This window comes from Granulicella cerasi, from assembly GCF_025685575.1.
Classification (GTDB): Bacteria; Acidobacteriota; Terriglobia; order Terriglobales; family Acidobacteriaceae; genus Granulicella; species Granulicella cerasi.
On sequence record NZ_JAGSYD010000001.1, the window covers coordinates 375,285 to 400,099 of the forward strand.

The 24,815-nt window shown below is 61.4% G+C and carries 28 protein-coding genes; 18 read left to right on the top strand and 10 right to left on the bottom strand.

The window, feature by feature from the left end; all coding sequences use genetic code 11:
- Window positions 1–70: 70 nt before the first annotated feature.
- Together accD and OHL11_RS01465 are read left to right on the top strand one after the other, a co-directional pair.
- Window positions 71–925, top strand: a complete 855-nt coding sequence (gene accD / locus OHL11_RS01460) for an acetyl-CoA carboxylase, carboxyltransferase subunit beta (protein ID WP_263369696.1) — start codon at window positions 71–73, stop codon at window positions 923–925.
- A 347-nt stretch (window positions 926–1,272) separates the two neighbouring features.
- Complete coding sequence (locus OHL11_RS01465) at window positions 1,273–2,142, top strand: class I SAM-dependent methyltransferase (protein ID WP_263369697.1); 870 nt, start codon at window positions 1,273–1,275, stop codon at window positions 2,140–2,142.
- Here the strand turns inward: OHL11_RS01465 and OHL11_RS01470 are convergent.
- Complete coding sequence (locus OHL11_RS01470; protein ID WP_263369698.1) at window positions 2,029–2,391, bottom strand: hypothetical protein; 363 nt, start codon at window positions 2,389–2,391, stop codon at window positions 2,029–2,031. The genes OHL11_RS01465 and OHL11_RS01470 overlap by 114 nt on opposite strands.
- Window positions 2,392–2,533: 142 nt before the next feature.
- Between OHL11_RS01470 and OHL11_RS01475 the strand changes: the two genes are divergently transcribed.
- From OHL11_RS01475 to ruvA, 5 genes are read left to right on the top strand one after another with little or no spacing between them, the layout of a single operon-like run.
- The gene (locus OHL11_RS01475; RefSeq protein ID WP_263369699.1) at window positions 2,534–3,967 is read left to right on the top strand and encodes a bifunctional folylpolyglutamate synthase/dihydrofolate synthase; all 1,434 of its coding nucleotides are present in this window, start codon (window positions 2,534–2,536) and stop codon (window positions 3,965–3,967) included.
- A gap of 5 nt (window positions 3,968–3,972) precedes the next feature.
- A complete protein-coding gene (locus OHL11_RS01480) occupies window positions 3,973–4,755 on the top strand; it encodes a lysophospholipid acyltransferase family protein (RefSeq protein ID WP_263369700.1) in 783 nt (260 codons plus the stop codon).
- A gap of 33 nt (window positions 4,756–4,788) precedes the next feature.
- Window positions 4,789–5,055, top strand: coding sequence for a type II toxin-antitoxin system Phd/YefM family antitoxin (locus OHL11_RS01485; protein WP_263369701.1), 267 nt, complete (start codon window positions 4,789–4,791; stop codon window positions 5,053–5,055).
- Window positions 5,052–5,438 (top strand): type II toxin-antitoxin system VapC family toxin, encoded by a 387-nt coding sequence (locus OHL11_RS01490; protein WP_263369702.1) that lies wholly within the window; start codon window positions 5,052–5,054, stop codon window positions 5,436–5,438. The genes OHL11_RS01485 and OHL11_RS01490 overlap by 4 nt, the downstream gene beginning before the upstream one ends.
- Before the next feature lie 21 nt (window positions 5,439–5,459).
- The gene (gene ruvA / locus OHL11_RS01495; protein WP_263369703.1) at window positions 5,460–6,056 is read left to right on the top strand and encodes a Holliday junction branch migration protein RuvA; all 597 of its coding nucleotides are present in this window, start codon (window positions 5,460–5,462) and stop codon (window positions 6,054–6,056) included.
- On the opposite strand, the gene OHL11_RS01500 is transcribed toward ruvA, so the two are convergent.
- Window positions 6,057–6,938: a hypothetical protein gene (locus tag OHL11_RS01500; RefSeq protein WP_263369704.1), complete on the bottom strand. Its 882-nt coding sequence runs from the start codon at window positions 6,936–6,938 to the stop codon at window positions 6,057–6,059.
- Window positions 6,939–6,976: 38 nt separating this feature from the next.
- On the opposite strand from OHL11_RS01500, the gene OHL11_RS01505 reads away from it, so the two are divergent.
- Together OHL11_RS01505 and OHL11_RS01510 are read left to right on the top strand one after the other, a co-directional pair.
- The gene (locus OHL11_RS01505; protein ID WP_263369705.1) at window positions 6,977–7,294 is read left to right on the top strand and encodes a hypothetical protein; all 318 of its coding nucleotides are present in this window, start codon (window positions 6,977–6,979) and stop codon (window positions 7,292–7,294) included.
- A 115-nt stretch (window positions 7,295–7,409) separates the two neighbouring features.
- Window positions 7,410–7,970 carry a hypothetical protein gene (locus tag OHL11_RS01510; protein ID WP_263369706.1) on the top strand — a complete coding sequence of 187 codons (561 nt, stop codon included), beginning with the start codon at window positions 7,410–7,412 and terminating at the stop codon, window positions 7,968–7,970.
- 61 nt (window positions 7,971–8,031) lie between these two features.
- Here the strand turns inward: OHL11_RS01510 and OHL11_RS01515 are convergent, their stop codons facing one another.
- Both OHL11_RS01515 and OHL11_RS01520 read right to left on the bottom strand, forming a co-directional pair.
- A complete protein-coding gene (locus OHL11_RS01515; RefSeq protein ID WP_263369707.1) occupies window positions 8,032–8,790 on the bottom strand; it encodes a hypothetical protein in 759 nt (252 codons plus the stop codon).
- A 51-nt stretch (window positions 8,791–8,841) separates the two neighbouring features.
- Entirely contained in the window at window positions 8,842–9,375 is a 534-nt protein-coding gene (locus OHL11_RS01520; protein WP_263369708.1) for a DUF1440 domain-containing protein, read from the bottom strand.
- 199 nt (window positions 9,376–9,574) lie between these two features.
- Between OHL11_RS01520 and OHL11_RS01525 the strand changes: the two genes are divergently transcribed.
- Entirely contained in the window at window positions 9,575–11,245 is a 1,671-nt protein-coding gene (locus tag OHL11_RS01525) for a zinc metalloprotease HtpX (protein ID WP_263369709.1), read from the top strand.
- Window positions 11,246–11,327: 82 nt separating this feature from the next.
- Here the strand turns inward: OHL11_RS01525 and dnaN are convergent, their stop codons facing one another.
- The gene (gene dnaN / locus OHL11_RS01530; protein ID WP_263369710.1) at window positions 11,328–12,497 is read right to left on the bottom strand and encodes a DNA polymerase III subunit beta; all 1,170 of its coding nucleotides are present in this window, start codon (window positions 12,495–12,497) and stop codon (window positions 11,328–11,330) included.
- 601 nt (window positions 12,498–13,098) lie between these two features.
- Here dnaN and OHL11_RS01535 point away from each other — a divergent pair.
- Window positions 13,099–14,151 carry a hypothetical protein gene (locus tag OHL11_RS01535; protein WP_263369711.1) on the top strand — a complete coding sequence of 351 codons (1,053 nt, stop codon included), beginning with the start codon at window positions 13,099–13,101 and terminating at the stop codon, window positions 14,149–14,151.
- Window positions 14,148–14,864 (top strand): TetR/AcrR family transcriptional regulator, encoded by a 717-nt coding sequence (locus tag OHL11_RS01540; protein WP_263369712.1) that lies wholly within the window; start codon window positions 14,148–14,150, stop codon window positions 14,862–14,864. Before OHL11_RS01535 ends, OHL11_RS01540 begins: the two co-directional genes overlap by 4 nt.
- Before the next feature lie 72 nt (window positions 14,865–14,936).
- On the opposite strand, the gene OHL11_RS01545 is transcribed toward OHL11_RS01540, so the two are convergent.
- Both OHL11_RS01545 and OHL11_RS01550 read right to left on the bottom strand, forming a co-directional pair.
- Window positions 14,937–15,632, bottom strand: coding sequence for a glutamine amidotransferase (locus tag OHL11_RS01545; RefSeq protein WP_263369713.1), 696 nt, complete (start codon window positions 15,630–15,632; stop codon window positions 14,937–14,939).
- Between the two features lie 29 nt (window positions 15,633–15,661).
- On the bottom strand, window positions 15,662–16,138 hold the full coding sequence (locus OHL11_RS01550; RefSeq protein WP_263369714.1) for a GAF domain-containing protein: 477 nt from the start codon (window positions 16,136–16,138) through the stop codon (window positions 15,662–15,664).
- A gap of 136 nt (window positions 16,139–16,274) precedes the next feature.
- Between OHL11_RS01550 and OHL11_RS01555 the strand changes: the two genes are divergently transcribed.
- The 4 genes from OHL11_RS01555 to OHL11_RS01570 are packed head-to-tail and all read left to right on the top strand — an operon-like array spanning window position 16,275 to window position 18,364.
- Complete coding sequence (locus tag OHL11_RS01555) at window positions 16,275–16,733, top strand: cupin domain-containing protein (RefSeq protein ID WP_263370464.1); 459 nt, start codon at window positions 16,275–16,277, stop codon at window positions 16,731–16,733.
- Window positions 16,734–16,735: 2 nt separating this feature from the next.
- Window positions 16,736–17,047, top strand: coding sequence for a putative quinol monooxygenase (locus tag OHL11_RS01560; RefSeq protein WP_263369715.1), 312 nt, complete (start codon window positions 16,736–16,738; stop codon window positions 17,045–17,047).
- A 24-nt stretch (window positions 17,048–17,071) separates the two neighbouring features.
- Window positions 17,072–17,449, top strand: a complete 378-nt coding sequence (locus OHL11_RS01565) for a putative quinol monooxygenase (protein ID WP_263369716.1) — start codon at window positions 17,072–17,074, stop codon at window positions 17,447–17,449.
- 12 nt (window positions 17,450–17,461) lie between these two features.
- Entirely contained in the window at window positions 17,462–18,364 is a 903-nt protein-coding gene (locus OHL11_RS01570; protein WP_263369717.1) for a LysR substrate-binding domain-containing protein, read from the top strand.
- Window positions 18,365–18,423: 59 nt separating this feature from the next.
- On the opposite strand, the gene ggt is transcribed toward OHL11_RS01570, so the two are convergent.
- Window positions 18,424–20,247: a gamma-glutamyltransferase gene (gene ggt / locus OHL11_RS01575; protein WP_263369718.1), complete on the bottom strand. Its 1,824-nt coding sequence runs from the start codon at window positions 20,245–20,247 to the stop codon at window positions 18,424–18,426.
- Window positions 20,248–20,353: 106 nt separating this feature from the next.
- Here ggt and OHL11_RS01580 point away from each other — a divergent pair, with 106 nt between their 5' ends.
- Window positions 20,354–21,445 (top strand): hypothetical protein, encoded by a 1,092-nt coding sequence (locus OHL11_RS01580; RefSeq protein ID WP_263369719.1) that lies wholly within the window; start codon window positions 20,354–20,356, stop codon window positions 21,443–21,445.
- Between the two features lie 18 nt (window positions 21,446–21,463).
- On the opposite strand, the gene OHL11_RS01585 is transcribed toward OHL11_RS01580, so the two are convergent.
- Window positions 21,464–22,531 carry an amidohydrolase family protein gene (locus OHL11_RS01585; protein WP_263369720.1) on the bottom strand — a complete coding sequence of 356 codons (1,068 nt, stop codon included), beginning with the start codon at window positions 22,529–22,531 and terminating at the stop codon, window positions 21,464–21,466.
- Between the two features lie 5 nt (window positions 22,532–22,536).
- Complete coding sequence (locus OHL11_RS01590) at window positions 22,537–23,748, bottom strand: MFS transporter (RefSeq protein ID WP_263370465.1); 1,212 nt, start codon at window positions 23,746–23,748, stop codon at window positions 22,537–22,539.
- Window positions 23,749–23,822: 74 nt separating this feature from the next.
- Here OHL11_RS01590 and OHL11_RS01595 point away from each other — a divergent pair, with 74 nt between their 5' ends.
- Window positions 23,823–24,716: a LysR family transcriptional regulator gene (locus OHL11_RS01595; RefSeq protein ID WP_263369721.1), complete on the top strand. Its 894-nt coding sequence runs from the start codon at window positions 23,823–23,825 to the stop codon at window positions 24,714–24,716.
- The last annotated feature ends 99 nt before the right edge of the window (window positions 24,717–24,815 follow it).

The window sequence follows — 24,815 nt, forward strand, 5'->3', positions numbered from 1 at the left end:
ACCTCGGCAAGCCACGCTTCGATACAATGGACAACGGCCTCACCGGGCCGAAGAGGAGTGCTTCCAGCCGATGAGTTGGTTTAAACGCCAGGACCATGAGATCGTTCCCACGCCGGACCACGAAGTCCGCACGCAGGGGCTTTGGATCAAGTGCGACCAGTGCAACAAGACGCTCTGGAAGGCTGATCTCGAGGCCAACATGAACGTCTGCCCCAACTGCGGCAAGCACTTCCGCATCGACGCACGCCAGCGCATCGCGCTGCTGCTCGACGAAGGCTACCAGATGGTGGACGGCGACCTCGTCACGACGGATCCGCTGGAGTTCTGCGACCTCAAGCCCTATAAGGACCGCTTGAAGCAGGCGCAGAAGAAGACCGGCATGAACGACGCGATCCTCAACGCGGTGGGCACCATCAACGGTCAGCCTGTGGTGCTGAGCGTAATGGCGTTTGAGTTTATTGGCGGCTCGATGGGCGCGGTAGTGGGTGAGACGATCGCTCGCGCGGTGGACCGTGCGCTGGCGGAGAAGAAGCCGCTGATCATCGTCTCTGCTTCGGGCGGCGCGCGCATGATGGAAGGCATCGCCAGCCTCATGCAGCTTGCGAAGGTATCTGCCGGGCTCGCGAAGATGGACGACGAGAAAGTGCCGTACATCTCGCTGATGACCGACCCGACCACCGGTGGCGTGACCGCCAGCTTTGCGATGCTTGGCGACCTGAACATCGCTGAACCGGGCGCGCTGATTGGCTTTGCGGGACCGCGCGTAATCGAGCAGACGATTCGCCAGAAGCTGCCTGAGGGCTTCCAGCGCTCGGAGTTTCTGCTGGAGCACGGCTTCCTCGACGCGGTGGTTTCGCGCAAGGATTTGAAGGCTTATCTGGCGAACGCCTTCCAGTGGATGCTCGGCGCGAAGTCTGCGGCATAAACCGCGGAACAAATGCGAGGGACGGCGCGGCTTCGGTCGCGCCGTTCTTCTTTTGCCAGTCCTGCAGCGAGTCCCTGCTCCTCTCGAATAACCACCGATGCAGGATGTCCCCTCTCGAATAACCACCAACGCCGGGTGCCCCACGTCTCGACTTTTAGAGACGTGGGAGAACGAGAATGCTCGCTCCGCCCGTTCGTCGATCTCCGCAAACCTCTCTGGTAACCCACATCTCAAGCATCGAGCTGTCGCACCATCTGTCGTGACAGAGATACCCTGCGAACCCAGGTCTCAAGAGCGAGACCTGGGGCACCCGTTCGCGCCTTGGGACACCCGTTACTCTGGAAGAGATGATTCACGCACAGCCTTCAAAGACCGCGCTGCGTGTGGCGTTGCGCCGCGCCGCGCATCAGCTACACGACGACAAGCCGCTGGTGTTTGAGGATCCGCTCGCCGTGTGCATCTTGCCGCCTGCGCAGCGGCAGGAGCTGACGAAGATTCCCGACAAGAGCCGCAAGCCGCACTCCGGTGGCCTGCGCGCGTGGATGGTTGCGCGCTCCAAGCTTTCAGAAGACCTGCTCGCTGCAAGCGTGGCGAAGGGCGTGGCGCAGCAGTACCTCGTGCTCGGCGCCGGGCTCGACACCTTCGCGTATCGCAACCCGCACGAGAGCGTGCAGGTCTTTGAAGTCGATCATCCGGCAACGCAGCTTTGGAAGTTTGAGTGTCTTGCCAACGCGCACATTCAAACGCCCGCGAACGCGCATCATGTCGCCGTGGACTTCGAGCACGACTCGCTGGAAGAACGGTTGCGCGCGTCCGGCTTTCGCTTCGATCAGCCGACGGTGATTGCGTGGCTCGGTGTGGTGCCCTACCTCACCGACGCAGGTTTCCGCGCGACGATCAACACACTCGGCAAGCTGCCCGCAGGTAGTCAACTCGTCTTCGACTACGCGCTGCATCGCGAGCTGCTTTCGCCCGAGGAGCAGCTTCAACGCGACAGCATGAGTGCCCGTGTCGCGCAAGTCGGCGAGCCATTTCGGCTGTCCTTCTCGCAAGACGAACTCGCAGCAGAATTGAAGCGGGCGGGGTGGATTTTGCGGGGGAGCCTAAGCAGCGACGGTCTGAATCTGCGGTACTTCGACGGTCGCGGCGATGGTCTGCGACTGCTTGGCAGCAGCGGCCAGCTTGCCGTTGCCGAACACGCGCAGACGGAACTCTGACGCTGACTCGAGCGGCTCGGCTTCGATGTGGAAGGCAGCCCACGAAGCATATGGGCGAATGCAGAGGTTGCCGGGCACAGTCTTCGCGTTCGGCTCCAGCATGCGCGCCACCTGCGCCTCAAAGCGCATGTAGGCGGCCTCAGCCTTGTCCCAACGCATGCTCACCCAGGTCGCAGACGCGACGGGGCTGAAGAGGATTCCGAAGAAGCCAAAGAGCACTGCGAGTTGGTGGAGGTTGGCGGCCGACATGAAGACGTCTACTTTCAGAAGCGAGTTGCTGGATTCGCTCTGCCTGCTCAGAATAGCGAGCGCACGTTCCTTCCGCCGAGAAAACAGATAGAGTTTCCTTGACGGAGTACAAGGAAAGTAACGTTACGCAAACGGTATCACGATGACCTACGCTGAAGCACTCGAAAAATTGGCCAGTCTTGGCCCCGAAGTCCGCACGGGACGCGCCGCCGATGGCGGTGCTGGAATGCCGCCGCGAAAGTTTTCACTGGATCACATCCGCGTGCTGCTGGCCGAGCTCGGCTCGCCAGAAACGAGCTTTCCGAGCGTGCTGGTGGCTGGCACCAACGGCAAGGGCTCGACGACCGCCACGCTTGCGTCGATCGCCGCCCATGCAGGGCTGAAGACCGGCTGGTACACCTCGCCGCATCTGCTGCGCGTCAACGAGCGTATCCATGTCAGCGACGGCGCGAAGCTCGTCGAGATCCCGGATGAAGCGTTCGGCGACGCGTTTGGCCGCGCCTGGAGCGCCGCCGAGAATCTGGTGAGTGAAGGCAAGCTGCCGCACATGCCGAGCTTCTTTGAGTTCTTCACCGCCACGGCATTTGTCTACTTTGCCGAGCAGAAGATCGAGCTCGCGGTGCTGGAAGTCGGCCTTGGCGGCCGTCTCGATGCGACGAATGCTGTCGAGCCGATCATCTCGGTCATCACCGACATCGGCATCGACCACACGGAGTTCCTCGGCAACACGATCACCGAAATTGCGCGCGAGAAGGCCGGCATCTTGCGCAAGGATGGCGTGCTCGTCACGCTCTCGCAGCATCAGGAAGCGAATGCTGCGATCGGCGAGGTGGCGATGAGCCTCGGCGTGCGCGGCGTGGATGCGGCGCGTTGCCTGCCGCCGCGTTCGTTGATGGCGACGGGCGGCATCGCAGACGAGTATTCGCCGCTGCCGCGCAACAAATATGCCGTCGCGATTGATGGTGAGCCGATCCTCGTGAACTCGCCGCTGCGTGGCGTGCATCAGCAGCGCAATCTTGCGTTGGCCATCGCAACCGCGCTGGAGCTGCGCGCCAACCATGGCTTTACGCAGATCACAAACGCCGCGATCGAAGCGGGGATTCGTGAGACCGTGTGGCCCGGACGCCTGGAGTGGATTCCTGCGCGCGGCGGTCGTGCAGCCATGCTGCTTGATGTGGCGCACAACCCTGCAGGAGCGTGGACGCTGCGCGATGCGTTGTCGCATCTGCCGGAGTCGATGCCGCGCACGCTGCTCTTCTCTGCGCTGCATGACAAGCCGATTGCGGACCTTGCGCGCGTACTCTTTCCGCTCTTCGACTCCTCGTCGAGCGACCCCGAACGCAAGGGCGACCACGTCGTGCTCGCGCCGATTCAGAACGTACGTGCCGCAACCGTGGATGAACTGCTCGCCGCGGCGCATGAGCTCGACGTACCCGCGCACGGAGCGCCTCACGTGCCCGCTGCGTTGAAGCAGGCGGAAGACGTCACGCCGCGCGACGGTGTGATCGTGGTGACGGGCAGCATCTTCCTCGTGGCTGAGATCCGCGCGCTGCTGATGGAAGAGAAAGTACGATAGAGACAGTGCCCCAAGCGACCCAACCCATCGACGTGAAACCCACGCACCAGCCGAAGATGCCGCCTCCGTTCTGGAAGTGGACGACGTATCTGCTGCTGATGCCGTTGATCGCGCTGGCAACAACGTTCTTCGGCACGATCTCGCTGATCGCAGGTCTATGGGACAAGTCGGGGCGCCAGCAGCATTGGATCGCACGGCAGTGGGCGCGGCTGCTGCTGAAGATTGCACTCTCACCCGTGGAAGTCGTGAACGGCGAGCGATTGAAGGGACTCGGCTGCGCGGTCTACGCGTCCAACCACCTGAGCTACTACGACACGCCGGTACTTTTTGCGAAGCTGCCGTTCCAGTACCGCATCATGGCAAAGGCGCCGCTCTGGAAGATTCCTTTCATCGGCTGGTACTTGAACCGTTCCGGACAGGTGCCGATCGATCAAAGCTCGGCGCGTGCAGGCGTGGCCTCGCTGGCGCGTGGCGTCAAGACGCTCGATGCGGGCTTGCCGCTGGTGATCTTCCCTGAGGGCGGTCGCGCGGCCACGGGCGAATTGCAAAGCATGCTTGCAGGCGCTGCGTGGATGGCAATCAAGGCGCAGGTGCCGCTGGTCCCGCTCACGCTGGTGGGAACGTATGAGCTGCTGCCGATCCATGTCTACGCGCTGCATCCGCGTCCGTTGAAGCTGATTGTTGGCGAGCCGATTTCGACGGCCGGGCTCACGACGAAGGACGCCGAAACGCTCACCGCGCAGATGCGTCAGGTGATCTTCGATACATTTGTCGCCGAACACCGATAGACTTAGCTAACTTAGCTAGGCTAACCTGTGCGCATGGCAATGACGACCGTCAACATTCACGAAGCCAAGACAAACCTCTCAAAGCTGATCCAGATGGTGGAAGCTGGCGAAGAGGTGATCATCGCGCGCGCAGGCAAGCCTGCCGTGCGCTTGAGTGCGTTTGTCGCTCCTGAAAAACCGAAGCGCAAAGCGGGGTTCTTGAAGGACTACGGCTTCAAGATGCCGAAGGATATCAAGAAGCCTTTTGAGAAGGACATTGAAGAGATGTTCTACGGCAACCCGAAGAAGTTCTCCAAATGAAGCTTCTTCCGGATACTCACATCCTTCTCTGGTTTGCGACGGACGCGAAGGAACTGCCACGAGAGGCACGACGTCTGCTCGAAAGCGATGACCACGAACTCTTCTTCAGCGTCGCAAGCATCTGGGAAGTCGCGACCAAGTTTGCTTTGCAGCGCAAAGACTTCACGATCGATCCCGAACCTCTTCGGCTCGGCCTCTTGCAGCACGGCTTTCAGGAGCTTGATGTGCAGAGCAAGCATGCGATGGCGCTACGCACGATGCCGCATGTTCACCGCGATCCGTTTGATCGCATGCTGGTCGCGCAGTGCCTTGTCGAAGGGCTGACGCTGCTTACAGCCGACCGCACGTTGAGCAAGTACGCTGCACCTGTGCGCCTGGTGTAGCGCGTCTCTTACAATCAACGCATGATTGCTCATCTTCGCGGAACGCTTCTCTTCAAGTCCCCTAACGCTGTTGTGCTGGAGTGCGCGGGTGTGGGGTATGAGCTTGCTGTGTCCGTGGCGACATTCACCGATCTCGGCGCAGAAGGCAGCGAAGCGAAGCTGCATGTGCACACGCATGTGCGCGAGGACGCCTTCTCGCTCTTCGGCTTCTCGGAGCTGCAGGAGAAGCGGCTCTTCGAGAAGCTGCTGACGATCTCCGGCATTGGGCCGAAGCTTGCGATCACGGTGCTGAGCGGCATCTCTGCGGAGCGGCTCGTAGGCGCGATTCGCGGCGGCGATCATGCGACGCTCACGAAGATTCCCGGCATCGGCAAGAAGACCGCTGAACGTGTCGTGCTCGAGTTGAAGGACAAGCTCGACGACATGCAGGGCTATACCCCTGCGGGCGAAGTCGTGCCTTCTCTGGGCGCTGTGGCGGACGACGTGTTGTCGGCGCTGGTGAACCTCGGCTATCTGCGTCCCACGGCGCAGAAGGCCGTCGAGACAGCCGCAAAGGACGCGAGCATTGCGGGTGAGTTCGAGAAGCTCTTCCGCGCGGCGATGAGCGCCGTTCGCTAGCTACGCGCGACGACGATAGCGCACGGAGAATTCATAGCCTGCGTTCGGCGGGAAGAGTTCCGCGCAGAGGCGCAGACGCTCGGCGAGAGCGCCGGGAGCGAGCAGCGGATACTCTCGTTCGCGAAGTTCCGAGTAGTCGAAGTCCAGCGCGAGCGAAAGCAGGAACACCGCGACCGCGTCGGAGAAAGCCGTCTCGAGGAAGATCTTCTTCTCCTTCTCATCGATGCTGGCGGGCTCTGCGTTCGCATTCAGATCAACGACTGCGGGCTTCGCCGTGGAGAAGGCGCGCACACGCTTCGAGGCAAGCGCGCGTGACGCACGCAGCGGCTCCGGCTCAAAGACTACTGAACGACCAAAGGTGAGTTGGCGCGCTTCCCAGGCATCGAAACTCGTCTCGCCTTTGACGTTCGCGAGCGCCTGTTGCCAGGCGAGTTCGCTGAAGCGTTCGGGGATACCGGCAACGTCGACGTATGCATGCGCGACGTTGATGAAGAACTCGAAGCTCAGCGCGAAACGGTCCTGCATGAGACGTGTGGAGATGAAGACGCCACGGCGACCGCTGCCGAGTTCGACGTTGCGATGGCAGATGGCACCGGTGCTCAGATCATCGGTGTACGCGGGCGCGACGAGTGCAGATTCGTCGGTCTTCTGTGTGCGCGGCGAGTCAATGATCGTGTCCGCTTCGCGCATCGCGAGCGGCACGAAGAAGTAGGTGTTGGCCTCGAGCGACGCACTGATGCTGGTGGGTACGGCCTGCAGCATCGAGTCGAGATCCACTGCGGGCACGCCGGTTTCGCCAAAAGTGGCAAAGCTCACGCCATTGGGCGACTGCCGTACTTCGGCATCGCGGGCCACTTCCTGCGCACGTACAAGGTTCGTCATTGGGCCCACTTCCGCCATTCGCGTTATTCTAGCTGAGTATGGCTAGCGCAAACCATGTCGAGCGTGCACGCGCCGAAGGCACTATCTTCGGCATTCCGATGGGCGACCTCGGTTGGTTCCAGTCCCTGTTGATGGGTTTGGCGACTGGCTTTGCCGCCTTCTTCCTCACGACCTTTGTGGCCATCGTCGCGATGCTGCTGGAGCAGATGTTCACGCATCGCGTTCCGCCGTATGACCATGCGTACAAGCTCATCGGCTTCCCTGTAGGCGTTGTCGTAGGCGTGGCGGCGCTGGGCTATCTCGCGGTGCTCTATACGCGTCAGATCGCGACGAAGCGTCGTACAGCGCGCTCGTAAGCCGCTGATTTTTCGTTTTCCCCATTTCTCATCGTGGTTCCCTGCGTGGACGCTGCGCGGATTTTGCGCGTCCAATCATGCAGTATCAAGAAGAACGATGGGAGGGCTGCGCGCCATGAAGATGAAACTTTGGATGTTTGTGATGGCGATGCTGGTGTTGGGTTCGGCTTCGCAGGCACGCGCGCAGTGGGCTCCGTATGCGATGTTCTCGCTGGGCCACTACTCCGGTGTAGGCGTTGGCGCGAACACAGCCGGCAACCAGGTTGGCGGCATGAACGCGCTGGGCGGCACCTTTGGCTTGAGCGATGAGCCGTATCACTCAGGGCCGATCGGCTTTGGCTTCGATGCACGCGGCATCATTGAGAACTCGGCAAACTCGACGCCCTACGGCAACAAGATGGCTGGCGCACTGATCGGTCCGCGGTTGGAGATCAACACGCTGGCGTTGCCGTTCCGTCCGTATGCGCAGGTGGAGCTGGGCATTGTAGGTACGAACAATGGCAAGCAGACCAACAAGGACACGCATGGCGCGTATCAGTTCCAGTTCGGCGGCGACATCACGATCTTCCCGCATGTAGCGACGCGTCTGGAGTACGGCGTTGGTCAGCTCTGGACCGGCAACGGCACCAAGCACACGTTGCAGACGTTTGGTGCGGGTGTCGTGATCCGGCTGTGAGCTAATGGCGGGTGGCTGGCGTCATCGTCATTCCTCCACACCATGAAAGCCGAAAGCCTCGCTATAGCGAGGCTTTCGTCGTTAGCTCGTTGTTGTAGAACGGCCCTTCGATCTCTGGTCGTGGACTGACCATCTGTCTCCACGCCATTTGTATCCCGAGGAAGGTGATGAAGAGGTTGATGAGACCGCTGCCTACTGACGCCGTAAACGTCAGGAACGGTGAGATAAGTCCGATACCTAACAACAGTGCGCAAGCCTTGAGGAAGCCTCCTATACCTGTCGGTACATCCGCCTGCGCGTGCTGTGGAGTGCCGTTACGCGCGTCCGCTTCAGCGGTCTTACCTGCCCTCGCCTCCGCTCGCTGGGTCGCATCTTGTGCCCTGTGCTCGTTTACCTGATGGAGAGCGATCGGCACGAAGGCCACGGCGATCGCCGCATACGTGAGCAAAGCCGCAGCGATCTGGTAGCGCTTGCCACCAAGTCCGCGTGAGCCTTTTTTCATCGAGAACCCTACGACGAAACCAACACCGATCGCCGCCCAGCCCAACGATATGCCGGTAACGATCCCGAAGAGCGCATAGGCGATACAGCCGAGCACGGCAGCGATGGCGCCGAAGAGCAACGCACGTGTAAAGGCCTTATGAGAGTCGGGCGGAACGAGCGACTCGGCCCGTTGCGCGCAGGGCGAACAGGCCAGATGACCGGAAATGCGGAAGTATTCGTTCGGCGTGGCACGGCCACAGTAAGCGCAGGCGTCCGGCGGCGCGGGATCGCCTTCATAGACAGCTTTGTCAAAGCTCAGCGAAGGTGTCGTAGCCATGATGGGTTGGGAGAACTCTATCAGAGAGAAGCGAATCTCCCAACCGCATGCTTAAAGAGCCTTGCGAACCGCGCGACGTACAAGCTCCGTCGTCGCTCCGTAGACGAGGTGCGCCGCATAGGGCGTGGCGAGTGTGTGCATGGGGTACTCGTCGGGCCACGCACCGAGACCCAGCGCAGGCACGCCGAGGACGTCAGCACCCACGAAGAGTGCGGAGCCGAAGCCTGTCCCGTAACCTGCGCTTGCAGTGCTGCAGAGTTCGGCGAGACCACCGTACAGGCCGCCCATGATGGCTCCGAAGGCGTAGTGCACGATGGGGCCGCCGCGCTCCTGCTGCTCCCAGGTGAGGTGGCGTCCGCCGGTGGCGAGCTCGGTGAGGGTGTCGGCCGTCTTCATGGTGGCGTCCTGATAGGGCTCGCCCTCATGCAGCGCGGCATCTGCGTTCTCTTGCGGCGTGTTCACGGCGCGGGTAAGTGCCTTGCCCGGGCCTGCCTGGAACTCATTCATCATCCACGCCGCAACGAGGCCGCCAGCGATGCCTGCAAGGACTCCACGCACTACATGCTTCTCTGTCTTCACTGCCATAAAGCAAAACTCCCTCGCGCGCTGGTTGCGCCTCGAGGGAGTTGGATGCCGTGCGCATAGACCGCGGCTAATGAAGGCTGCTTTTCTGTGCCCGCTGCGACGACGGAGTGGGGATTTTCATGCCGCAGCGTCACAGTGCGGGTATGATGGGCGCATCTGTCCAACATAGTTTTCCAAACATAGCCGGTGGAGTGTTCCTATGAGTTTCCTCAGCCGTTCCTTGCTGATTCTTGTGGCGTTGTATGGCTTCGTTTTCGTCCTGGGCGACGTGTTTCTGTTGCACCAACATGCGCCTGTGTGGTCGGGCCTGGTATTCGTGCTGGTGCTGGCTGGAGTGCAGTACGCGATCTCGCCGTGGCTCATCGAGCGCTTCTACAACATCGGCTGGTATGAAGGCGATATCCCGCAGGAGTACGTGGAGTTCGTGCGCGAGGTGTGCGCCGCGCAAAACATGCCGATGCCCAATCTGGGCATCATTGAAAGCGAGACGCCGAACGCATTCGCCTTTGGCCGTCTACAGAAGGATGCACGTGTTGTCGTCACGCGCGGGCTGCTGAACATCCTCTCACCGGAAGAGGTGAAGGCCGTGCTCGCGCATGAGTTGGGCCACATTGCACACTATGATTTCGCCGCGATGACGCTGGCGGCGGTTGCACCGATGTTGCTCTATCAGATCTACCTATGGACGGATCGCATGAACAACCAGGGGCGCATCGTGAGCTACTGCGCGTACGTCGCTTATTGGATCGGACAGTTTATGGTGCTGCTGCTGAACCGGACGCGTGAGTATGGAGCCGACGCTTTCTCGGCGGAGATTACCGGAGACGCGCCAGCTCTTTCATCGGCCCTGGTGAAGATTGCTTACGGCATGGTGAAGTATCGCGGAGAACTTCGTCGTCTGGAGAAGGAAGGCGACTCGTCGGAGAAGAAGCAGAGCAAGCGTTTGCTGCAAGCAGGTCAGGCGCTAGGGATTATGGGCATCGCCTCGGTCTCGGACCAGTCAGCGCTGGCGCTTGGGTACGAAGACCCCGCCGCGACGGCGCGCGTGATGAAGTGGGATCTTGTGAACCCTTGGGCTCGCTTCTATGAGCTCGGTTCGACACATCCGCTGACGGCGCTGCGACTGCGCGCTCTGAATCGTATCGCGGAGAAGAACAACCAGCCGGTTCAGTATCCGCTGCCTGCCACAAACGGGATGCGTTGGATCGGCTTCCCCATAGAGTTTGCGATCTGGTCGGCACCGTTGGTGCTGGGCTTCCTGCTCGTCTCCTACTTCTGGGTGGCGCGATCGCTTGAAAAGATGGGGCTCAATCTTCCGGTCCATCTGGTGGGCTGGATGTTGATCTCGATGGGCATCACCTGGGCGATCAAGATCATGTATCGCTATCGCGGCAACTTTACGCCGGCGAAGGTGGAAACGCTGCTGGAAGACCTTGATGTCTCGCAGATGCGCTCACGTGCGGTCGTGCTGGAGGGTGAAGTGATCGGCCACGGAAACCCCGGAGCGTTCTGGAGCCCGGACCTGGTGCTGCGCGATGACACAGGCATGATGTTCCTGCTCTATCGCTCTTCCATTCCCTTCGGACGTTTCGTCTTCGCACTCTCCAAGGCCGATAGCTTCATCGGCGAACGCGTGCGTGTAGAAGGCTGGTATCGTCGCGGCCTGATGCCCTACTTTGAGATGTCTAAGATTCAAGGCGATGTCATCGAGTCGCTGCACGGACGCGGCCCTGTAACGCTCTTCGGTACCGACGGCGTACAGGCGCCGGTGAAGCGTACGCCGCTCATGGCGAGGTCGTATGCACGTTGGATCCAGTTAGGCGCTGCGGCCGTTGCGACGGTTGTCGGTATCACCTTCCTGCAGTTCTAATTTCCAGCAGTTCTAATCGCGACTCAAGCGTAGAAAAGCCCGCTCACTTCGAGCGGGCTTTCTTGTTGCGTGTGAGCTGCGATCAGATGCGCATCGGCATGAGGATGTAGCGGTACTTCACTTCCTCGTTGCCGTCTTCGGGGCGCATCTGGCCGGCGGACTGGGCGTCCTTGAACTCGAGGCGAACTTCGCCGGTGTTGCCGGTGGCCTTCAAGAAGTCCACGAGATAGCTGGAGTTGAAGCCCACCACGAGCGGATCGTAGTTATACGGCGTTTCGATGATGTCTTCGGACTCGCCCGCGTCCGTGGACTGCGCGGAGAGCTTCAGCTCGTTCTGCTCCAGACGAATCTTGATCGCGCCCGAACGCTCGTCTGCAAACTGCGCCACGCGCTGGATCGAACCCATCAGGTCTTCCGAGCGAACGATGACGAACTTCGTATTGTCGCGCGGCAGCACAGCTTCGTAGTTCGGGAACTGGCCGGTGAGCTTGCGGCTGGTGAGCACGCGGCCACCGATGCGGAAGAAGAGCGTCTGGTCGTCGTCGGCAAACTCAAGCGTTTCAGCGTCGGAGTTGTTCAGCAGCGACATCAACTCCGCCAGCGCCTTGCGCGGGATCAGCGTCTTCTTTTCGCCGGAGACTTCCATGTTCTCGCCGGTCTTTTCGATGTGCGCGAGGCGATGACCATCGGTCGCCACCATCGCCATCGACTCGGCCTTGAGCACCAGCAGCGCGCCGTTCAGCGTGTAGCGCGACTCTTCGTTCGAGATCGCGAAGATGGTCTTCGAGATCATGTTGCGCAGGTTCGCAGCGTTGATCTTGAAGACGCCAACGCCGGGGAACTCAGGCACCGCCGGGAAGTTTGCGCGCGCCATGCCGACCATCTTGGTGTTCGAGCGGCCAGCGCGGATCTGCACCCAGTGGTTGTCCTGCAGCTTGATGGAGATGTCACCCTCGGGCAGCAGCTTGATGTAGTCGTAGAGCTTGCGTGCGGGCACGGTGCAGGCGCCGGACTTCTTGACGCGAGCCGGGCACGAGGTCTTCAGCGACTGGTCGAGATCGGTGGCGGTGATGGTGAGCACGCCTTCGTCCGAAACCTCGAAGAGAAAGTTCGAGAGGATCGGGATGGTGGTCTTGCGCTCGACGACGGACTGCGCTGCGGTGAGTTCCCGCAGAAGCTCGGCTCGGCTGACCGTGATGTCGAGGTTGCCGGTGGGGGCTTGAAGGTCGGGCGTAAGTGCGGCTGTAGACACGATGCGATTCTCCCTGCTTTACAGAGCGTTGATGGCTTGATTCTAGGCTGTGCGAGCGATTTCCGCGAGTCTTTCAGGCTTGTGGATTATGACGGCGTTCTGTGGGTTGGATGAGCAAGGCGCGAACCCTGCTGCCTGGCGAGAGAGGCTTCTAAAAACAAGCTCAAAAGGAAGTACTAAGAAGGTCGTAGCAGTCGTTCGGTGTGGAAAAGCGGAGAACATGCCCCCATGCCCTATCCATGCGGGGTTCGCGAGCGCCAAAGTTTCCAAAACCCGGTCGAGAAAAATCGGAAGGTTTGGAAGGTAAGGACCACCGCTCCGGTTGGGTGCTCGGTTTTACACACTTCGCACAAGCGGCTTCCGCAGAGACGCGAGAAGACCTGTCGGCTTAAGGGAGAACTCGCGCAAAACCGCGTCATTGCTGGCGATCATGCGTCCCCGGATTTCCGCTGGTTCGGGCGAGTGCCAAGGAAATGTGGAGATAGTGGGTGCGGTGTGGAGATCGCGTCCTGGTCAAGGAAGGAGAAAAAATGTTGTAAGAAATGGTAAATGCGTACCGGTAGGTATATATCTATGAGTACGTCATTGGAGGCGTCTCCCCATGCTCTTCAAAATTGCGTACCGCGTTGTCGGTGTGTCCCTGTTGTTTCCTCTCCCGCCTTTCTCTGTGAAGGCGGGCGCACAAGATTTGAAGTCTCCGGCCAGCGCTCCCGCGTCGTTGTCGGCTGTTGCTGCCGAGTGGAAGAGTGAAACGGCCCAACATGCTTTCGGATTGCCGGAAGTAAAGCCGAAGGCGAAGGGAACGCTCGCGTTGATGAGCGATTCCCTCACCTTTACGACGAAGGCGTCGCGGTACTCGATTCCGCGTTCAGCGATTACAGCAGTAAGCGCGGGCAACGACCGCGTGGAGCTTTGGGGTACAGGTGGACGCCTGATGCGCATGGTGATCCCCGATGGTGGCGGCATGGCTGCGGCGGCGATGATGCATCACCGGGTGGATATGTTGACGGTCGACTTCCGCGACCCGCGCGGCGGCTACCACGCGGCGGTGTTCTATCTGCCAGCGTCTTCGGCGGAGCTCGCGCTGAAGCGCTTTGCCCAGGGCGCTCCCTACGTCGCCGCTCCTGCGACGGACAGTTGCGGCAAGAAGCCGATCAACCCGGACAGTGTCTTCGTGGCGTTCCCGGACTGGAACCGCGTGGACGTGCCGGCAGCGTATCGCGGCCTGGTCTACGAACACATCATCGATCGCCTGGAGGCCAGGAACAGCCGCAGCGTGTACCGCTACGGTGTCCTCGCAGGCGGCACTTACTGCCCGCGCTACACGGTGGAGGTTGCCATCGAGGGCTACAAGAAGGGCAACCAGGTGATGCGCGCGGCCATGGGGCCGATCGGCATGTTCACCAGCGCGACGCAGATGAAGTTTTCGGTTTCGTTCATCGACGATGCGACGGGCGTGAAGACAACGGACGCGATCAAAGCGACGGTGCGCACGGAGTCCGAGAGCACCGAGGTCGCGGACGCGGTGGCCAAGCAGTTGGCTAAGCACTACGCCAGGATGCTGAAGCGCGATGGCGGCAAGGACGCGTTAGGTGGTTCGGACCAGCCGTCGAACCAGATGGTCGCCGCGCAGATGACGGAGCCCCGTTCATGAATGTGATGGAGCCGTCGCAGGCCGCGTTGCTGCCTGTGAGTGTGAGCGAAGGCGTGCTTTCTACTAGGATGGAAAGCACGCCTATGGCTCCCGCAAAACAAAACAAGCACGAGATGAAGACGAAAGAGACGCGCGAGTTGTTGCTGCGTGCGGCTCGAGAGATCTTCGTGCGCGATGGTTACGAGAAGGCCGATCTAGCCGAGATTGCGAAGCTCGCTGGACGCACCAAGGGCGCGATCTATGCGCAGTTCAAAAACAAGGAAGAGATCTTCATTGCGCTGGTAGAGGCCGCTGCGCTGGAGCGTCGTGCGCGCATGCGCGCGCAGTTGGCCAAGTCCGACTCTGTTGCAGGCAATGTCGCGGCCATGCGCGAGCACTACATCCACATGGTGGATGACGATACGTTTGGGCTGCTTCTGCTGGAGTTCCGGCTCTATACGATTCGGCATCCAGATGTGCGCGCGCGGCTGGCACAACTCTACAAGTCCATCATCCCGGACAACGAAGAGACGGTGTACACCGCGATGCTCGGCTCTCCGGGTAAAGGCAAGCACGCACTGCCGCGCACCGTGTCGATCCATACCGTGTTTGCGCTCATGTACGCGCTGCAGGTGGAGATGAAGTTCGATCCGCATCTATTCGATCCGAAGATATCGAAGATCATCGCGGCGCGCATCTTCGATGCGGTCTTCGATCCGCCGATCGGCCAGTAAACACAACGCGAAAAAATCGCGGCTGCCTCACGGCAGCCCGATCTATTGCTCGCTTTGAAGCCGCCGCTGTAGCTAGAGCTGCATGAGCCACTCGGAGAAGAGCCTTTGCGCGGCGTTGCGGAGCGGCGCGACGCATGCTGCGGCATCGTTACGAATTGTGCGCGGATCAATCTTCGCTTCGCCGAGCTCCGCGGCATGACCGATGAGCCACTGCTCCATCCCTGCGACGTTGTCGATCTCCGGATGGAACTGCAGAGCCAGCACATACTCGTCGATCGCGAAAGCCTGGTTGGCGCAAAGCGATGTGCTCGCGAGGCGCGAGGCGCCTGCAGGGATGGCGAAGCCATCACCATGCCAATGCAACACCTTCACGCCATCCAGATGACGCAGCGGCGAGTGGCGACCCTCATCGGTGAGGTCAATGGTGGCGAACCCGATCTCTTTGTGGCTGGTGGGCGCGACGTCAGCGCCGAGCGTGTAGGCGATCTGCTGCGCGCCCAGGCAAATGCCGAGCGTGGGCAGCTTCGCGTCGAGGCGCTTTGCGAGCAGATTGCGTTCCACGGCGAGGAATGGATAGTGCTCGTCCTCATAAACGCCGACGGGCGCGCCGAGCACGATGAGCAAGTCGGGCCGCAACGGATCGATCCGCGTGAGGTCGCTGACGCCGATGTCGAAGTAGCTGATGTGGAAGCCTTGCGCGCTGAGGACGGACTCGAGCGACCCGAGGCCCTCGAAGTGGACGTGACGGATGGCAACTGCGGATTTCATGGTGGCTTCCTTCTTGTTCTGCGCGATGGCTAAGCGGTGCGTGCGATGTACTCGCCGATGATTTCGGCACACTCTTCGAGGAAGACGCTGTCGGCAGCGGAGAAGGCCGCTGGATCGTGACTGTCGATGTCAATTTCCCCGATGGCTTTGCCGTTCACGCGAATGGGAACGACGATCTCCGACTTCGTTTCGAGAGAGCAGGCGAGGTAGCGCGGGTCGGAGTTCACGTCGTCGACGATGACGGTAGCATCCTGCGCGACGGCCGCGCCGCAGATGCCCTGCGTGACCGGGATGCGTGTGTGCTCCGTGGCTGCACCGTGGAAGGCGCCGAGTACGAGCATCGTTTCGTCGTCCGGATCGAGCATGTAGAAGCCGGTCCAGTTGTAGTAGCTGAGGCGCGTGGGGATGAGTTCGACGACGAACTCCTGCAGCGCGGTGAGGCTGGGAGCGGTCTGAGCGAAGGCGCGCACTTCGGAGATGATCTGCGAGAAGAGTTCCTGCGACATGCTTCCATTCTCGCTCCGGTTCGGGCATCGTGCGCTTTCACCGATGCACGAACACGGAACTTCCTGCGTTCATAGCGCAGAGTCTCCGCGTCCAATCAAGCAAGAGCGTAGGCAGCAAAGGAGAACCGAGGTGACGATGAAAATCGCGAAGGTTGCAGCAGCAGTGAGCTTGAGCGCGATGAGCGCCGGTGCGGTGAGCGCGCAGACGAATGCGCCGAACCAGGGAGCGACGGGCAAGCGCGACATCCTGCTGCAGTCGCAGCAGTCATGGAACGGTAAACCCTACACGACATACCCGAAGGGCCAGCCGGAGTTGACGATGATCAAGCTGACGATTGCGCCGCACTCGGTGCTGCCATGGCACTCACACCCTGTACCGAATGCAGGCTACGTGCTTTCGGGTACGCTGACCTTGCATGATCGTGCAAGCGGCAAGACGCATGTGGTGCATCAGGGAGAGACGTTTGCGGAGTCGGTCGACGACGTGCATCGCGGGGAGTCGGGTGACGTTCCCACGGTCTTGCTGATCACTTATGCTGGCGTGCATGGCGTGCCTACCTCAGTGCCCGCAAAGGGCGAGAAGCCGGAGTACTAAATATGGAAAACAACAAGGCAGCATTTGTCGTCATTGCAGAGTTTGAGGTGTCGGCGGAAAATCGACGTGAGTTTCTGGAGCTGTGCCGCTACGATGCGGAGCACTCGGTCTCCGACGAGCCAGGATGCCGCCAGTTCGATTGCTCGACGGCTGAAGAGTCGCTGGAGAGCGTCGTGCTGTATGAGGTGTATGACGATCGCGTAGCTTTCGATGCACACCTGCAAACGCCGCACTACGCTCTGTTTGCGGAAGGTGTGGAGCGTCTTGGCGTGCAGAAGGTGCGGGTGCGCTTCTTTGCTCGCCAACATTCGTAGAGTCGTTTCCCGGAAGGAGGATCGATGAGTTCAGCCTTACGCAAAATGCTGCGAGCTACCGTGTTTGTCGTGGCGTTGCCGGCAAGTGTGATCCATGCGCAGACAGCAGCACCGGCGCGGGTCTACAAGTTCGTCACGTATACGACCTCGCCGGAGAAATTTCAGGCGTTCCTCGCGCAGTGTGAGATCAACGCGAACGCTACACGCAAGGAGACTGGCACGGTGGAGTTCGAGGTGCTGGAGCCGCAGAACACCCCGAACACGGTGATGTTCCTTGAGGAGTATCGTAATCAGGCGGCGAGCGATGCGCATATGCGTACGGCACACTTCCTTGCGTTCAAGCAGGCGGTGGCCCATGCTGAAGCGAAGCGCTCTGCGGTGCAGGCTGCGCGATTCCGATAGCACCCCTACGATATGGAACTTCGTCATCTTCGTTACTTTGTTGCGGTCGCCGATCGTGGCTCGTTTGTAGAAGCCAGTAAGCGGTTGTATGTTTCGCAGTCGGCGATCAGCGAACAGATCGCCGACCTCGAGAACGAGCTGGGTGGTCCTCTGTTTGTGCGTCGCAGCAGACCGCTTGCCTTGACTGAGCAGGGCAAGATCTTTCTCACAGAGGCGCGCAAGGTGCTGAACGCGGGAGCGCAGGCAACGAAGGCGTTCAAGCGTTCGCTTGCGGGCGAAGTGGGAACGTTGTCGATCGGCTTCTTCGCGTGGGGCATCGGCTCGTACTTCACCGAAAGCATTCGCGAGTTCAAGCTGGCGAATCCGGGCGTGAACCTTGAGCTGCACGAGATGTTGTCGCACGAGCAGATGGAAGCGCTGGGCAACGGCACGCTGGATGTGGCGTTTAGCCGCCCGCTGCGTGCGCCGTTCGACCATATCTATCACTCGGAACCGCTGTATACAGAACGCATGATGGTGATGATGCCGAAGGGCCATCGCCTGGCGGGTGCTCCTGTCGCGGTGGAGGAGTTGGCGAGCGAGCCGATCGTGCTGCGCGATGGCAACGGCGCGAGCTATCGCTCGGAAGACATCCTGAAGATCCTCGCGGAGGCGGGTATCGATCCTGATGTGGTGAGCCGCGCGAAAACGTGGCCGGGCGTGGTCTCGCTGGTGGAAGCGGGCATTGGTGTGGCGTTGGCGCCGAGCGGCATTCGACGCATCGTGACAGCAGGCCTTGCCCTGGAGCCGTTGCTACCGGAACACACGGATGTCGGCATTGCGATGACCTGGAGTGCGCAGAACAAGAGCCCTCTGCTGGCTTCGTTCCTGTCGATGGTGCGCAAGAGTTGCGCGAAGGACACGGAGTCGCTGTAGTGAGAAAGGCCTCCCTTTGCAAGGAGGCCTTTGGTTGAATGGTTCAACTACTTTCCGTTCTAGTAGCCGTCGGCCTTGCCGTAGTTGCGGCGCATGTCGTGACCGCCCATCAGCTTGCCGGTCTTCGGGTCGCGGGCGATGAGTTCGCTGTCTCCCCACTGCCCTGCGGACTTCTCGTCGAACTCCGCTGCGCGCTTGGTGGTGTAGCCGCGCAGCTTCATCGCTTCGACCACGGGCACGGGAAACTTCTTCTCAAACTGCAGCACGTCGGGAAGGTACTGGTGGTGGAAGCGCGGAGCGTCTGCGGCGGACTGGATATCGAGGCTGTTGTCGACGACCGAGATGAGGTCGTTCGCGACGGTGGTGATGATCGTTGAGCCGCCGGGCGAGCCTAGCACGAGGCGCAGCTTGCCGGGGTGGCAGACCTGCTGCTTGCTCCGCAGCTTCACGGTCATGCAACTTTCCGACTCGCTCACGATCGTCGGCGTCATGGAGCTGAGCGGGCGCTTGCCCGGAGCGATTGCGTTCGCCGGGCCCTGGATGAGGCCGAAGCCGTTAGGCACGCCCATCTTGCTGGCGAAGTCGTCCATCTCGTCGTTGAGCAGGAAGCCGAGCCCTGCGACGGTAATGCCGGAGCCGTACGGGAAGTTCAGCGTGTAGGTGGAGCTGACCGCGTTGCCGTCGGCATCGACCACGGAGAAGTGCGTGGTTTGTGGCGACTCATGCACGGGCTTGTCGTCCTGCTTGGGCGGCTCGGGCATGAAGCCTGTGGGGCGCACGAGGTCCTTCGACGGCGTTGCCATCTTCGGGTCGATCGTCTTGCGCCATGCTGCGGCGTAGGCAGGATCGTTCATCTGCTTCAGCGGCATGGTGGTGAAGTCGGGATCGCCGAGGTAGTCGCCGCGGTCCATGTACGCGCGGCGGAAGGCCTCGGTGATGAGGTGGATCTGCTCGGGCGAGCGGTCCGCGCCGATCTTCTTCAGGTCGTAGCCTTCAAGGATATTGAGCGACTCCAGCAGCACGATACCGCCGGACGACGGTGGCGGCGAGGTGAGCACCTCCAGGCCGCGATAATGCCCGATGAGCGGCGTGCGCTCCTTGCACTCATAGGCGGCGAGGTCGGCGGCGGTGATGATGCCGCCGTTAGCGCGCTCGAAGCGGTCAATCTGCTCTGCGAGCTGGCCCTTGTAGAAGTCGCTGGGGTTGTCGGCCACGCGCTGCAGCGTGGCGGCGAGTTCGGGCTGCTTGAAGAGCTCGCCCGACTTGTAGAAATTGCCGTTGCGCTGGAAGATGCGATAGCTCTCGGGCTGGTTCTTCAGGATGGAGCCGTGGAAGTTGTTAGCTTCCTGCTCGCTGAGCACGAAGCCTTCGCGCGCGAGGTGGATCGCGGGCTGCATCACGCGCTTCAGGCCGAGCTTACCGTAGTGCTCCTCGGCGAAGGTGAGGCCCGCGACCGTGCCGGGAACGCCGGAAGCCTTGGAGCCGACGGTGGACATCTTCGGGATGATGTTGCCGTCCTTGTCGAGGTACATATCGCGCGAAGCGGCTGCTGGTGCCTTCTCGCGGTAGTCGAGGAAGTGCGGCTTGCCGCCAGCGAACTTGTCGGTGCCGGGACGGATGAGCATGAAGCCGCCGCCGCCGATGTTGCCTGCCTGCGGATACGTCACGGCGAGCGCGAAGCCCACGGCCACGGCCGCGTCCACGGCATTGCCGCCGGCCTTCAGGATTTCGACGCCCGCATCGGTGGCGTCATGCTGAATGCTGACGACCATGGCGTGGTCTTTGATGACGGGCTTGTTGACGTCGGGCGGAACGACAGCGCTCTGCGCGCTGGCCACGGCAGCGACGGAGAGTGCAAGAGCGGCGGAGAAAGCCTTTTTCACGCAGGTCCTCGAAGGGGTTTTGGATTTCCTCAGCAGGATAAACCCGCGGTGGAAAGCGTGCGCCGATGATCGGACGCGCGCCCGGTAAGATGCTCGGATGTGGCCATTGCTGAAGTTGCTGTTCTCTCGCAACTATTGGAAGGTTGTGCTCAACGGGCAGACCTGGAGAGATACGCGTCGCGCTGCGGCGCGACTGCATAAAGACAAGCGTGCGTGGAAGCCGTTCTGGCGCGCGCTGTATCTGTTGCTGCTGCCCTTCAGCATCGTGGTCACGATCGTCGGCATCTGCCTTGCGCTGGCAGGTGGAGCGGGCTTCGTTCTCATCTGGGTCTACATCGGTGTGATGTTTGTGTTGGGCAAGCTGGCCTGGGGTGGGCAACCGGTCAAGCGGGCCCCAAGTTCGCCAGGCATCCTTCCCTTCACGACGGCGATTTACGGAACGGCTGAACCCTCCGCCGAGGTGTTACGCGAACTGCGTGAAATGTGTCTCGTGCACGCTGTCTTCGCCGAGCGCGCCTCGAGCGAGCGCTTCGTGCAGACCAAAGAACTGCCCGAAGGTATGGAGGTCATCACGCGCCGGATGCACATCGACATTCTGCGCGAGCATGGCATCTATGACCGCCTGCGCGACAACGAGCGCACGCTGCTGCTGATGCCGCAAGGCCACTGGCCTGCGCACGTCATCAACGGCTGCTCGATGGCGCTGGAACCCTTGCGGCTCTTTCGCTGGGTGCTGCGCATGGATACGTATCTCGAGACCATCGGCGAGCACCTTGAGGCGGATTACAAGCTGAGCCGCAGCATCATTGATGATCCAGCGTCAGTGTTTGTAGAGCGCGGTTTTGTCTCGGCCGATGGCTTGCAGACGGCCATCAAGGCCGCGTCGCACTACGGCTACCGCTGCTGGTCGGAGTGCGTCTATCGCGGGCTGGAGACGGCGGACAACGAAGAGCAGACCACGCAGGCGCGCGATTATGCGCTGGCTTTGCACGGCAAAGAGGGCGAAGACTTCCTGCTGAACAACGTGATCGCGAGCCGAGCACCTGACGCTGATGTGCAGCTTGCAACCACGCTGGCGTATCGCCGTAAGTGGGTGCTGGAGTGGATTGAGAAACGCTGGAAGGGCGTGGAAGGCCCGATGGAGTTTGCGCAGCTGATGTATGCGCCGTATGCGGGCCGCGAAGACGCGAATGAGTAGCACGGCCCGCATCATCAGCTAGGCCGTCGGCATGTTACGCAGCAGGCGCGTGGCGTTGCCGTGCGCGATGGCCTGACGCTCGGCCTCCGTAACCTTCGCGGTGCGCAGGAAGTTCATCGCAACGTCGGTCTTCTCAAACGGATAGTCCACAGAGAACATCACGTTGTCCAGACCCATGCTGTCGATGGCGCAACGCAGCGCGATGCTGTCGCAGACGCCCGAGGTGGTGAGCGCGATGTTGCGCTTGATGTAGTACGACGGCGGATGCGGCAGCGTCTTGTTGCCGCGATGCGAGATGGGCCAGCGGCTGTCGAAGCGCCACAGCTCGATCGGCAGCGTCTCGCCCATGTGGCCGAGGATGAGCCGTGCCTTCGGGTAGCGCTCGAAGACGCCGGCGAAGACCATGCGCAGCGCGTGCGCGGCGGTCTCGAAGTTCCACGAGCAGACCGGGCCCCACAGTTCGTCGTGGCCTGCATAGACCGCAGGATGGTCGATGGGGTTGCCGGGGTGCAGGTAAATCGGCGCTTCGAGCGCGGCGGCGCGCTCCCAGAAGACGCTGAACTTGTCGAGGTCGAGATACGCGCCGTTGGTCTGGCCGTTGATCATCGCACCCTGCATCTTCAGCTGCGTGATGGAGCGCTCCAGTTCGTCGGCTGCAGCTTTCGGGTCCTGCATCGCGAGGTGCGCGAGCCCGCCGTAACGCGTGGGGCGCTTCTGCATCTCGTGTGCGAGCAGGTCGTTGACCTCGCGCGCTTTGCGCACGGCAGTGGCTGTGTCTTTTTCAATCTGCACGCCGGGGCCAGAGAGTGAAAGCACGGCATAATCGAGACCGTTGGCGTCCATCACCTCGAGGCGTCCGTCACCGAAGTCGGAGAGAGCCTTGAGGCCGCGCTGCGCGAGCGCAGGGCTGATGTTCTGGTACGTATCGGCGAAGTAGTCCACGAATCCCGGCGCCATGAAGTGCTCTTCGAGCGCGACGGTGCGGAGCTTGCTCGATGTTGGCGCGGGGGCTTCCGCTGCCGCGAAGCGTGTCGTGGCGGCGAGTGCAGTTCCGGCAGCAGCGGTGAGAAATCTGCGACGATGCATGGTGTTTAGCTCCTGTGGATGTAGGTGTGGTGACGCGGGTTCGCGATGCGCTCGCGTAGCAGAAGCCACACGATGCCGCAGGCGAGAGACAACAAACCGGTGAGGCGTAACGTTGTGAAGCTGTCTGCGCTGGCGAGTCCTGCGAAGGAGGAAAGGAATTGCCCGAGGAAAATGGCCACGGAGAGCAGACCGAGGTTCCGGCCTCGCTGTGCGGGCGAGCTGCGCTCGATCATCTCGTGGTTGACCACAGGGATAGCGAAGGCAAAGCCGATGCCGAGAAGAGCGAGTCCCACGATGACCGTCGATGTTCTGTGACTGCTCGCGAGCGTAAGGTGTCCCACGCCAAACAGCAGCAGCGCGAACGGAATGAGTCTGCCCAACGCGACGCTCTGGTTGATCCTTGGCAGCATCGCAGCCACGAGCACGGCGACGATGGAGATCAACGCCATCAGGTAGCCGATGCGCGATTCGCTATCACCAAATCGTGATGCCAGCGCGAGCGGAAGCGCGGTATAGGCCACGAAGAAGATTGCCATGCAGAGCGTGGCTTCGACGAGCGTGTGCATGGTGCGCAGGTTTGGCGACGCGCTGTTGTCGACTGACGCGTCGGGATGGCGTGCGCTCGCGGGCAGGCAGAGAAGCACGAGTGCGGCGCAAGGCCACGCGAGCACGTACAGCGTGAAGGGTGCGCTCCAGTGAAGGCGGCCTAACGCTCCTCCAGCGGCGAGGAAGAGGACGCCTCCAAACTCAATCGCCATGCCCTGTCGCGCGATCATGCGCAGGCGCTCTGCGCCTTGGAAATGTTCGGCGATGAGCGTTGTGCCTGCGGCCATGGCGAGTGCGGTGGATCCGCCGAGCAGGAGGCGGTCGGCGAGCAGCAGCCACGGCGATGCGGTGAACATAGCGCCCATCATGCCGAGCGTTCCGTAGAGCGCGAGACCGATGAAGAGGACGGAGCGTCCGCCGTGACGGTCGATGAGCTTGCCCGCGAGCGGTCCAAAGATCACCACGCCGAGCGACGGAATCGTCACCAGCCATCCGGGCGACCACGGCCACTGCAAATGCATGGCGATCGACGGCAGTGCGGGCGCGATGACGCTGCCTACCATCACGGTGAAGCAGGCAACGAAGAGTAGCGTCAGGGTGCCTGCGAGGGCGATGCCGCGACGGCCTTCGGGGGGAGCGGGAGCAAGGGTGTGCGGCTCTGGGGCATACATCACTCTCTAGGTTCGCGCGGCAGTAGTGCGCCAGTGATCATAAATCTCGTGTGGATTGAGACAGAATCGTTATCATGCTTCGCATGGAGCTTCGTCAGTTTCGATACTTTGTGGCCGTCGCCGAGGAACTGCACTTTCGCCGTGCGGGCGAGCGTCTGCATGTGGCGCAGCCGGCCTTGAGTCTTCAGATAAAACAGCTGGAAGAGGAACTCGGTGTGCGGCTGCTCGAGCGCAACCAGCGCAAGGTGGAGCTCACCGTTGCAGGTGCGGCGTTTCTCGAGCGCGCGCGGACGTTGCTGCGTGACGCAGAGTTCGCCGCCGCCGAGGCCCGGCGCACCGCAGCAGGAGAAGGCGGATCGTTTGCGCTGGGCTTTGTTTCGACCGCGAGCTTTGCGCTGCTGCCTACGCTGCTGCGACGACTACGGCAGGCGATGCCGAAGCTGGAGGTGCATCTGCACGAGTGGCAACCGACGGTGCAGCTTGAGGCGCTGGCGGCGGGCACGCTGGACCTGGGACTGCTCCAGGCGGCCGAGGTTCCTCCTGCGCTGGCCTCGCACCTACTGGGGCGCGAGCGGTTGGTGGTGGCTCTGCCGCGTCGCCATCGCCTGGCCGCCCGGGCGGCGCTGAGGCCGAAGGACCTGGCGGACGAAACGCTCTTTCTGCCCACACGCGAGTTGGCCCCGACGCTGCATGATGCGATCCTGCGGACCTTTGCCACCGAGCACACGACGCCTCGGCGGCTCCAGCCTGTGGAGCAGGTGCAGACGGCGCTTTCGCTCGCGGCGGAGGGGTTGGGTGTCTCGCTGGTGCCCGCTGCGGCCGAGCACGGGATCAGGCCCGGGTTGGCGCTGCGACCGTTGCAGGCCGCCGAACTTGAGGTGGCCGTGAGAGCGGTTTGGCGGCTTGAGAAGCCGGTTTCGGCGACTTTGCGGCGGGTTCTGGCGGTGGTAAAGACGCTGAAGGCATAGCTAAGCCATTCATTTTGAGCGGATAGCCCACCTGTAAGGACATTGAACCCCGTATATGAGTGTGATCGACTCACATAATGTAACTTTTTCATTGCACCA

Bases quoted from the DNA above. Each gene is read 5' to 3' on its own strand.
- OHL11_RS01470 (WP_263369698.1), bottom strand. From the start codon at position 2,391: ATGTCGGCCGCCAACCTCCACCAACTCGCAGTGCTCTTTGGCTTCTTC.
- OHL11_RS01585 (WP_263369720.1), bottom strand. From the start codon at position 22,531: ATGCATCGTCGCAGATTTCTCACCGCTGCTGCCGGAACTGCACTCGCC.
- OHL11_RS01520 (WP_263369708.1), bottom strand. From the start codon at position 9,375: ATGGCAGTGAAGACAGAGAAGCATGTAGTGCGTGGAGTCCTTGCAGGC.
- OHL11_RS01465 (WP_263369697.1), top strand. From the start codon at position 1,273: ATGATTCACGCACAGCCTTCAAAGACCGCGCTGCGTGTGGCGTTGCGC.
- OHL11_RS01515 (WP_263369707.1), bottom strand. From the start codon at position 8,790: ATGGCTACGACACCTTCGCTGAGCTTTGACAAAGCTGTCTATGAAGGC.
- OHL11_RS01505 (WP_263369705.1), top strand. From the start codon at position 6,977: ATGGCTAGCGCAAACCATGTCGAGCGTGCACGCGCCGAAGGCACTATC.
- OHL11_RS01555 (WP_263370464.1), top strand. From the start codon at position 16,275: ATGAAAATCGCGAAGGTTGCAGCAGCAGTGAGCTTGAGCGCGATGAGC.
- OHL11_RS01590 (WP_263370465.1), bottom strand. From the start codon at position 23,748: ATGTATGCCCCAGAGCCGCACACCCTTGCTCCCGCTCCCCCCGAAGGC.
- OHL11_RS01565 (WP_263369716.1), top strand. From the start codon at position 17,072: ATGAGTTCAGCCTTACGCAAAATGCTGCGAGCTACCGTGTTTGTCGTG.
- OHL11_RS01570 (WP_263369717.1), top strand. From the start codon at position 17,462: ATGGAACTTCGTCATCTTCGTTACTTTGTTGCGGTCGCCGATCGTGGC.
- OHL11_RS01500 (WP_263369704.1), bottom strand. From the start codon at position 6,938: ATGACGAACCTTGTACGTGCGCAGGAAGTGGCCCGCGATGCCGAAGTA.
- OHL11_RS01560 (WP_263369715.1), top strand. From the start codon at position 16,736: ATGGAAAACAACAAGGCAGCATTTGTCGTCATTGCAGAGTTTGAGGTG.
- OHL11_RS01540 (WP_263369712.1), top strand. From the start codon at position 14,148: ATGAATGTGATGGAGCCGTCGCAGGCCGCGTTGCTGCCTGTGAGTGTG.
- OHL11_RS01510 (WP_263369706.1), top strand. From the start codon at position 7,410: ATGAAGATGAAACTTTGGATGTTTGTGATGGCGATGCTGGTGTTGGGT.
- OHL11_RS01475 (WP_263369699.1), top strand. From the start codon at position 2,534: ATGACCTACGCTGAAGCACTCGAAAAATTGGCCAGTCTTGGCCCCGAA.
- accD (WP_263369696.1), top strand. From the start codon at position 71: ATGAGTTGGTTTAAACGCCAGGACCATGAGATCGTTCCCACGCCGGAC.
- OHL11_RS01595 (WP_263369721.1), top strand. From the start codon at position 23,823: ATGCTTCGCATGGAGCTTCGTCAGTTTCGATACTTTGTGGCCGTCGCC.
- OHL11_RS01485 (WP_263369701.1), top strand. From the start codon at position 4,789: ATGGCAATGACGACCGTCAACATTCACGAAGCCAAGACAAACCTCTCA.
- OHL11_RS01525 (WP_263369709.1), top strand. From the start codon at position 9,575: ATGAGTTTCCTCAGCCGTTCCTTGCTGATTCTTGTGGCGTTGTATGGC.
- ruvA (WP_263369703.1), top strand. From the start codon at position 5,460: ATGATTGCTCATCTTCGCGGAACGCTTCTCTTCAAGTCCCCTAACGCT.
- OHL11_RS01490 (WP_263369702.1), top strand. From the start codon at position 5,052: ATGAAGCTTCTTCCGGATACTCACATCCTTCTCTGGTTTGCGACGGAC.
- OHL11_RS01545 (WP_263369713.1), bottom strand. From the start codon at position 15,632: ATGAAATCCGCAGTTGCCATCCGTCACGTCCACTTCGAGGGCCTCGGG.
- OHL11_RS01535 (WP_263369711.1), top strand. From the start codon at position 13,099: ATGCTCTTCAAAATTGCGTACCGCGTTGTCGGTGTGTCCCTGTTGTTT.
- OHL11_RS01550 (WP_263369714.1), bottom strand. From the start codon at position 16,138: ATGTCGCAGGAACTCTTCTCGCAGATCATCTCCGAAGTGCGCGCCTTC.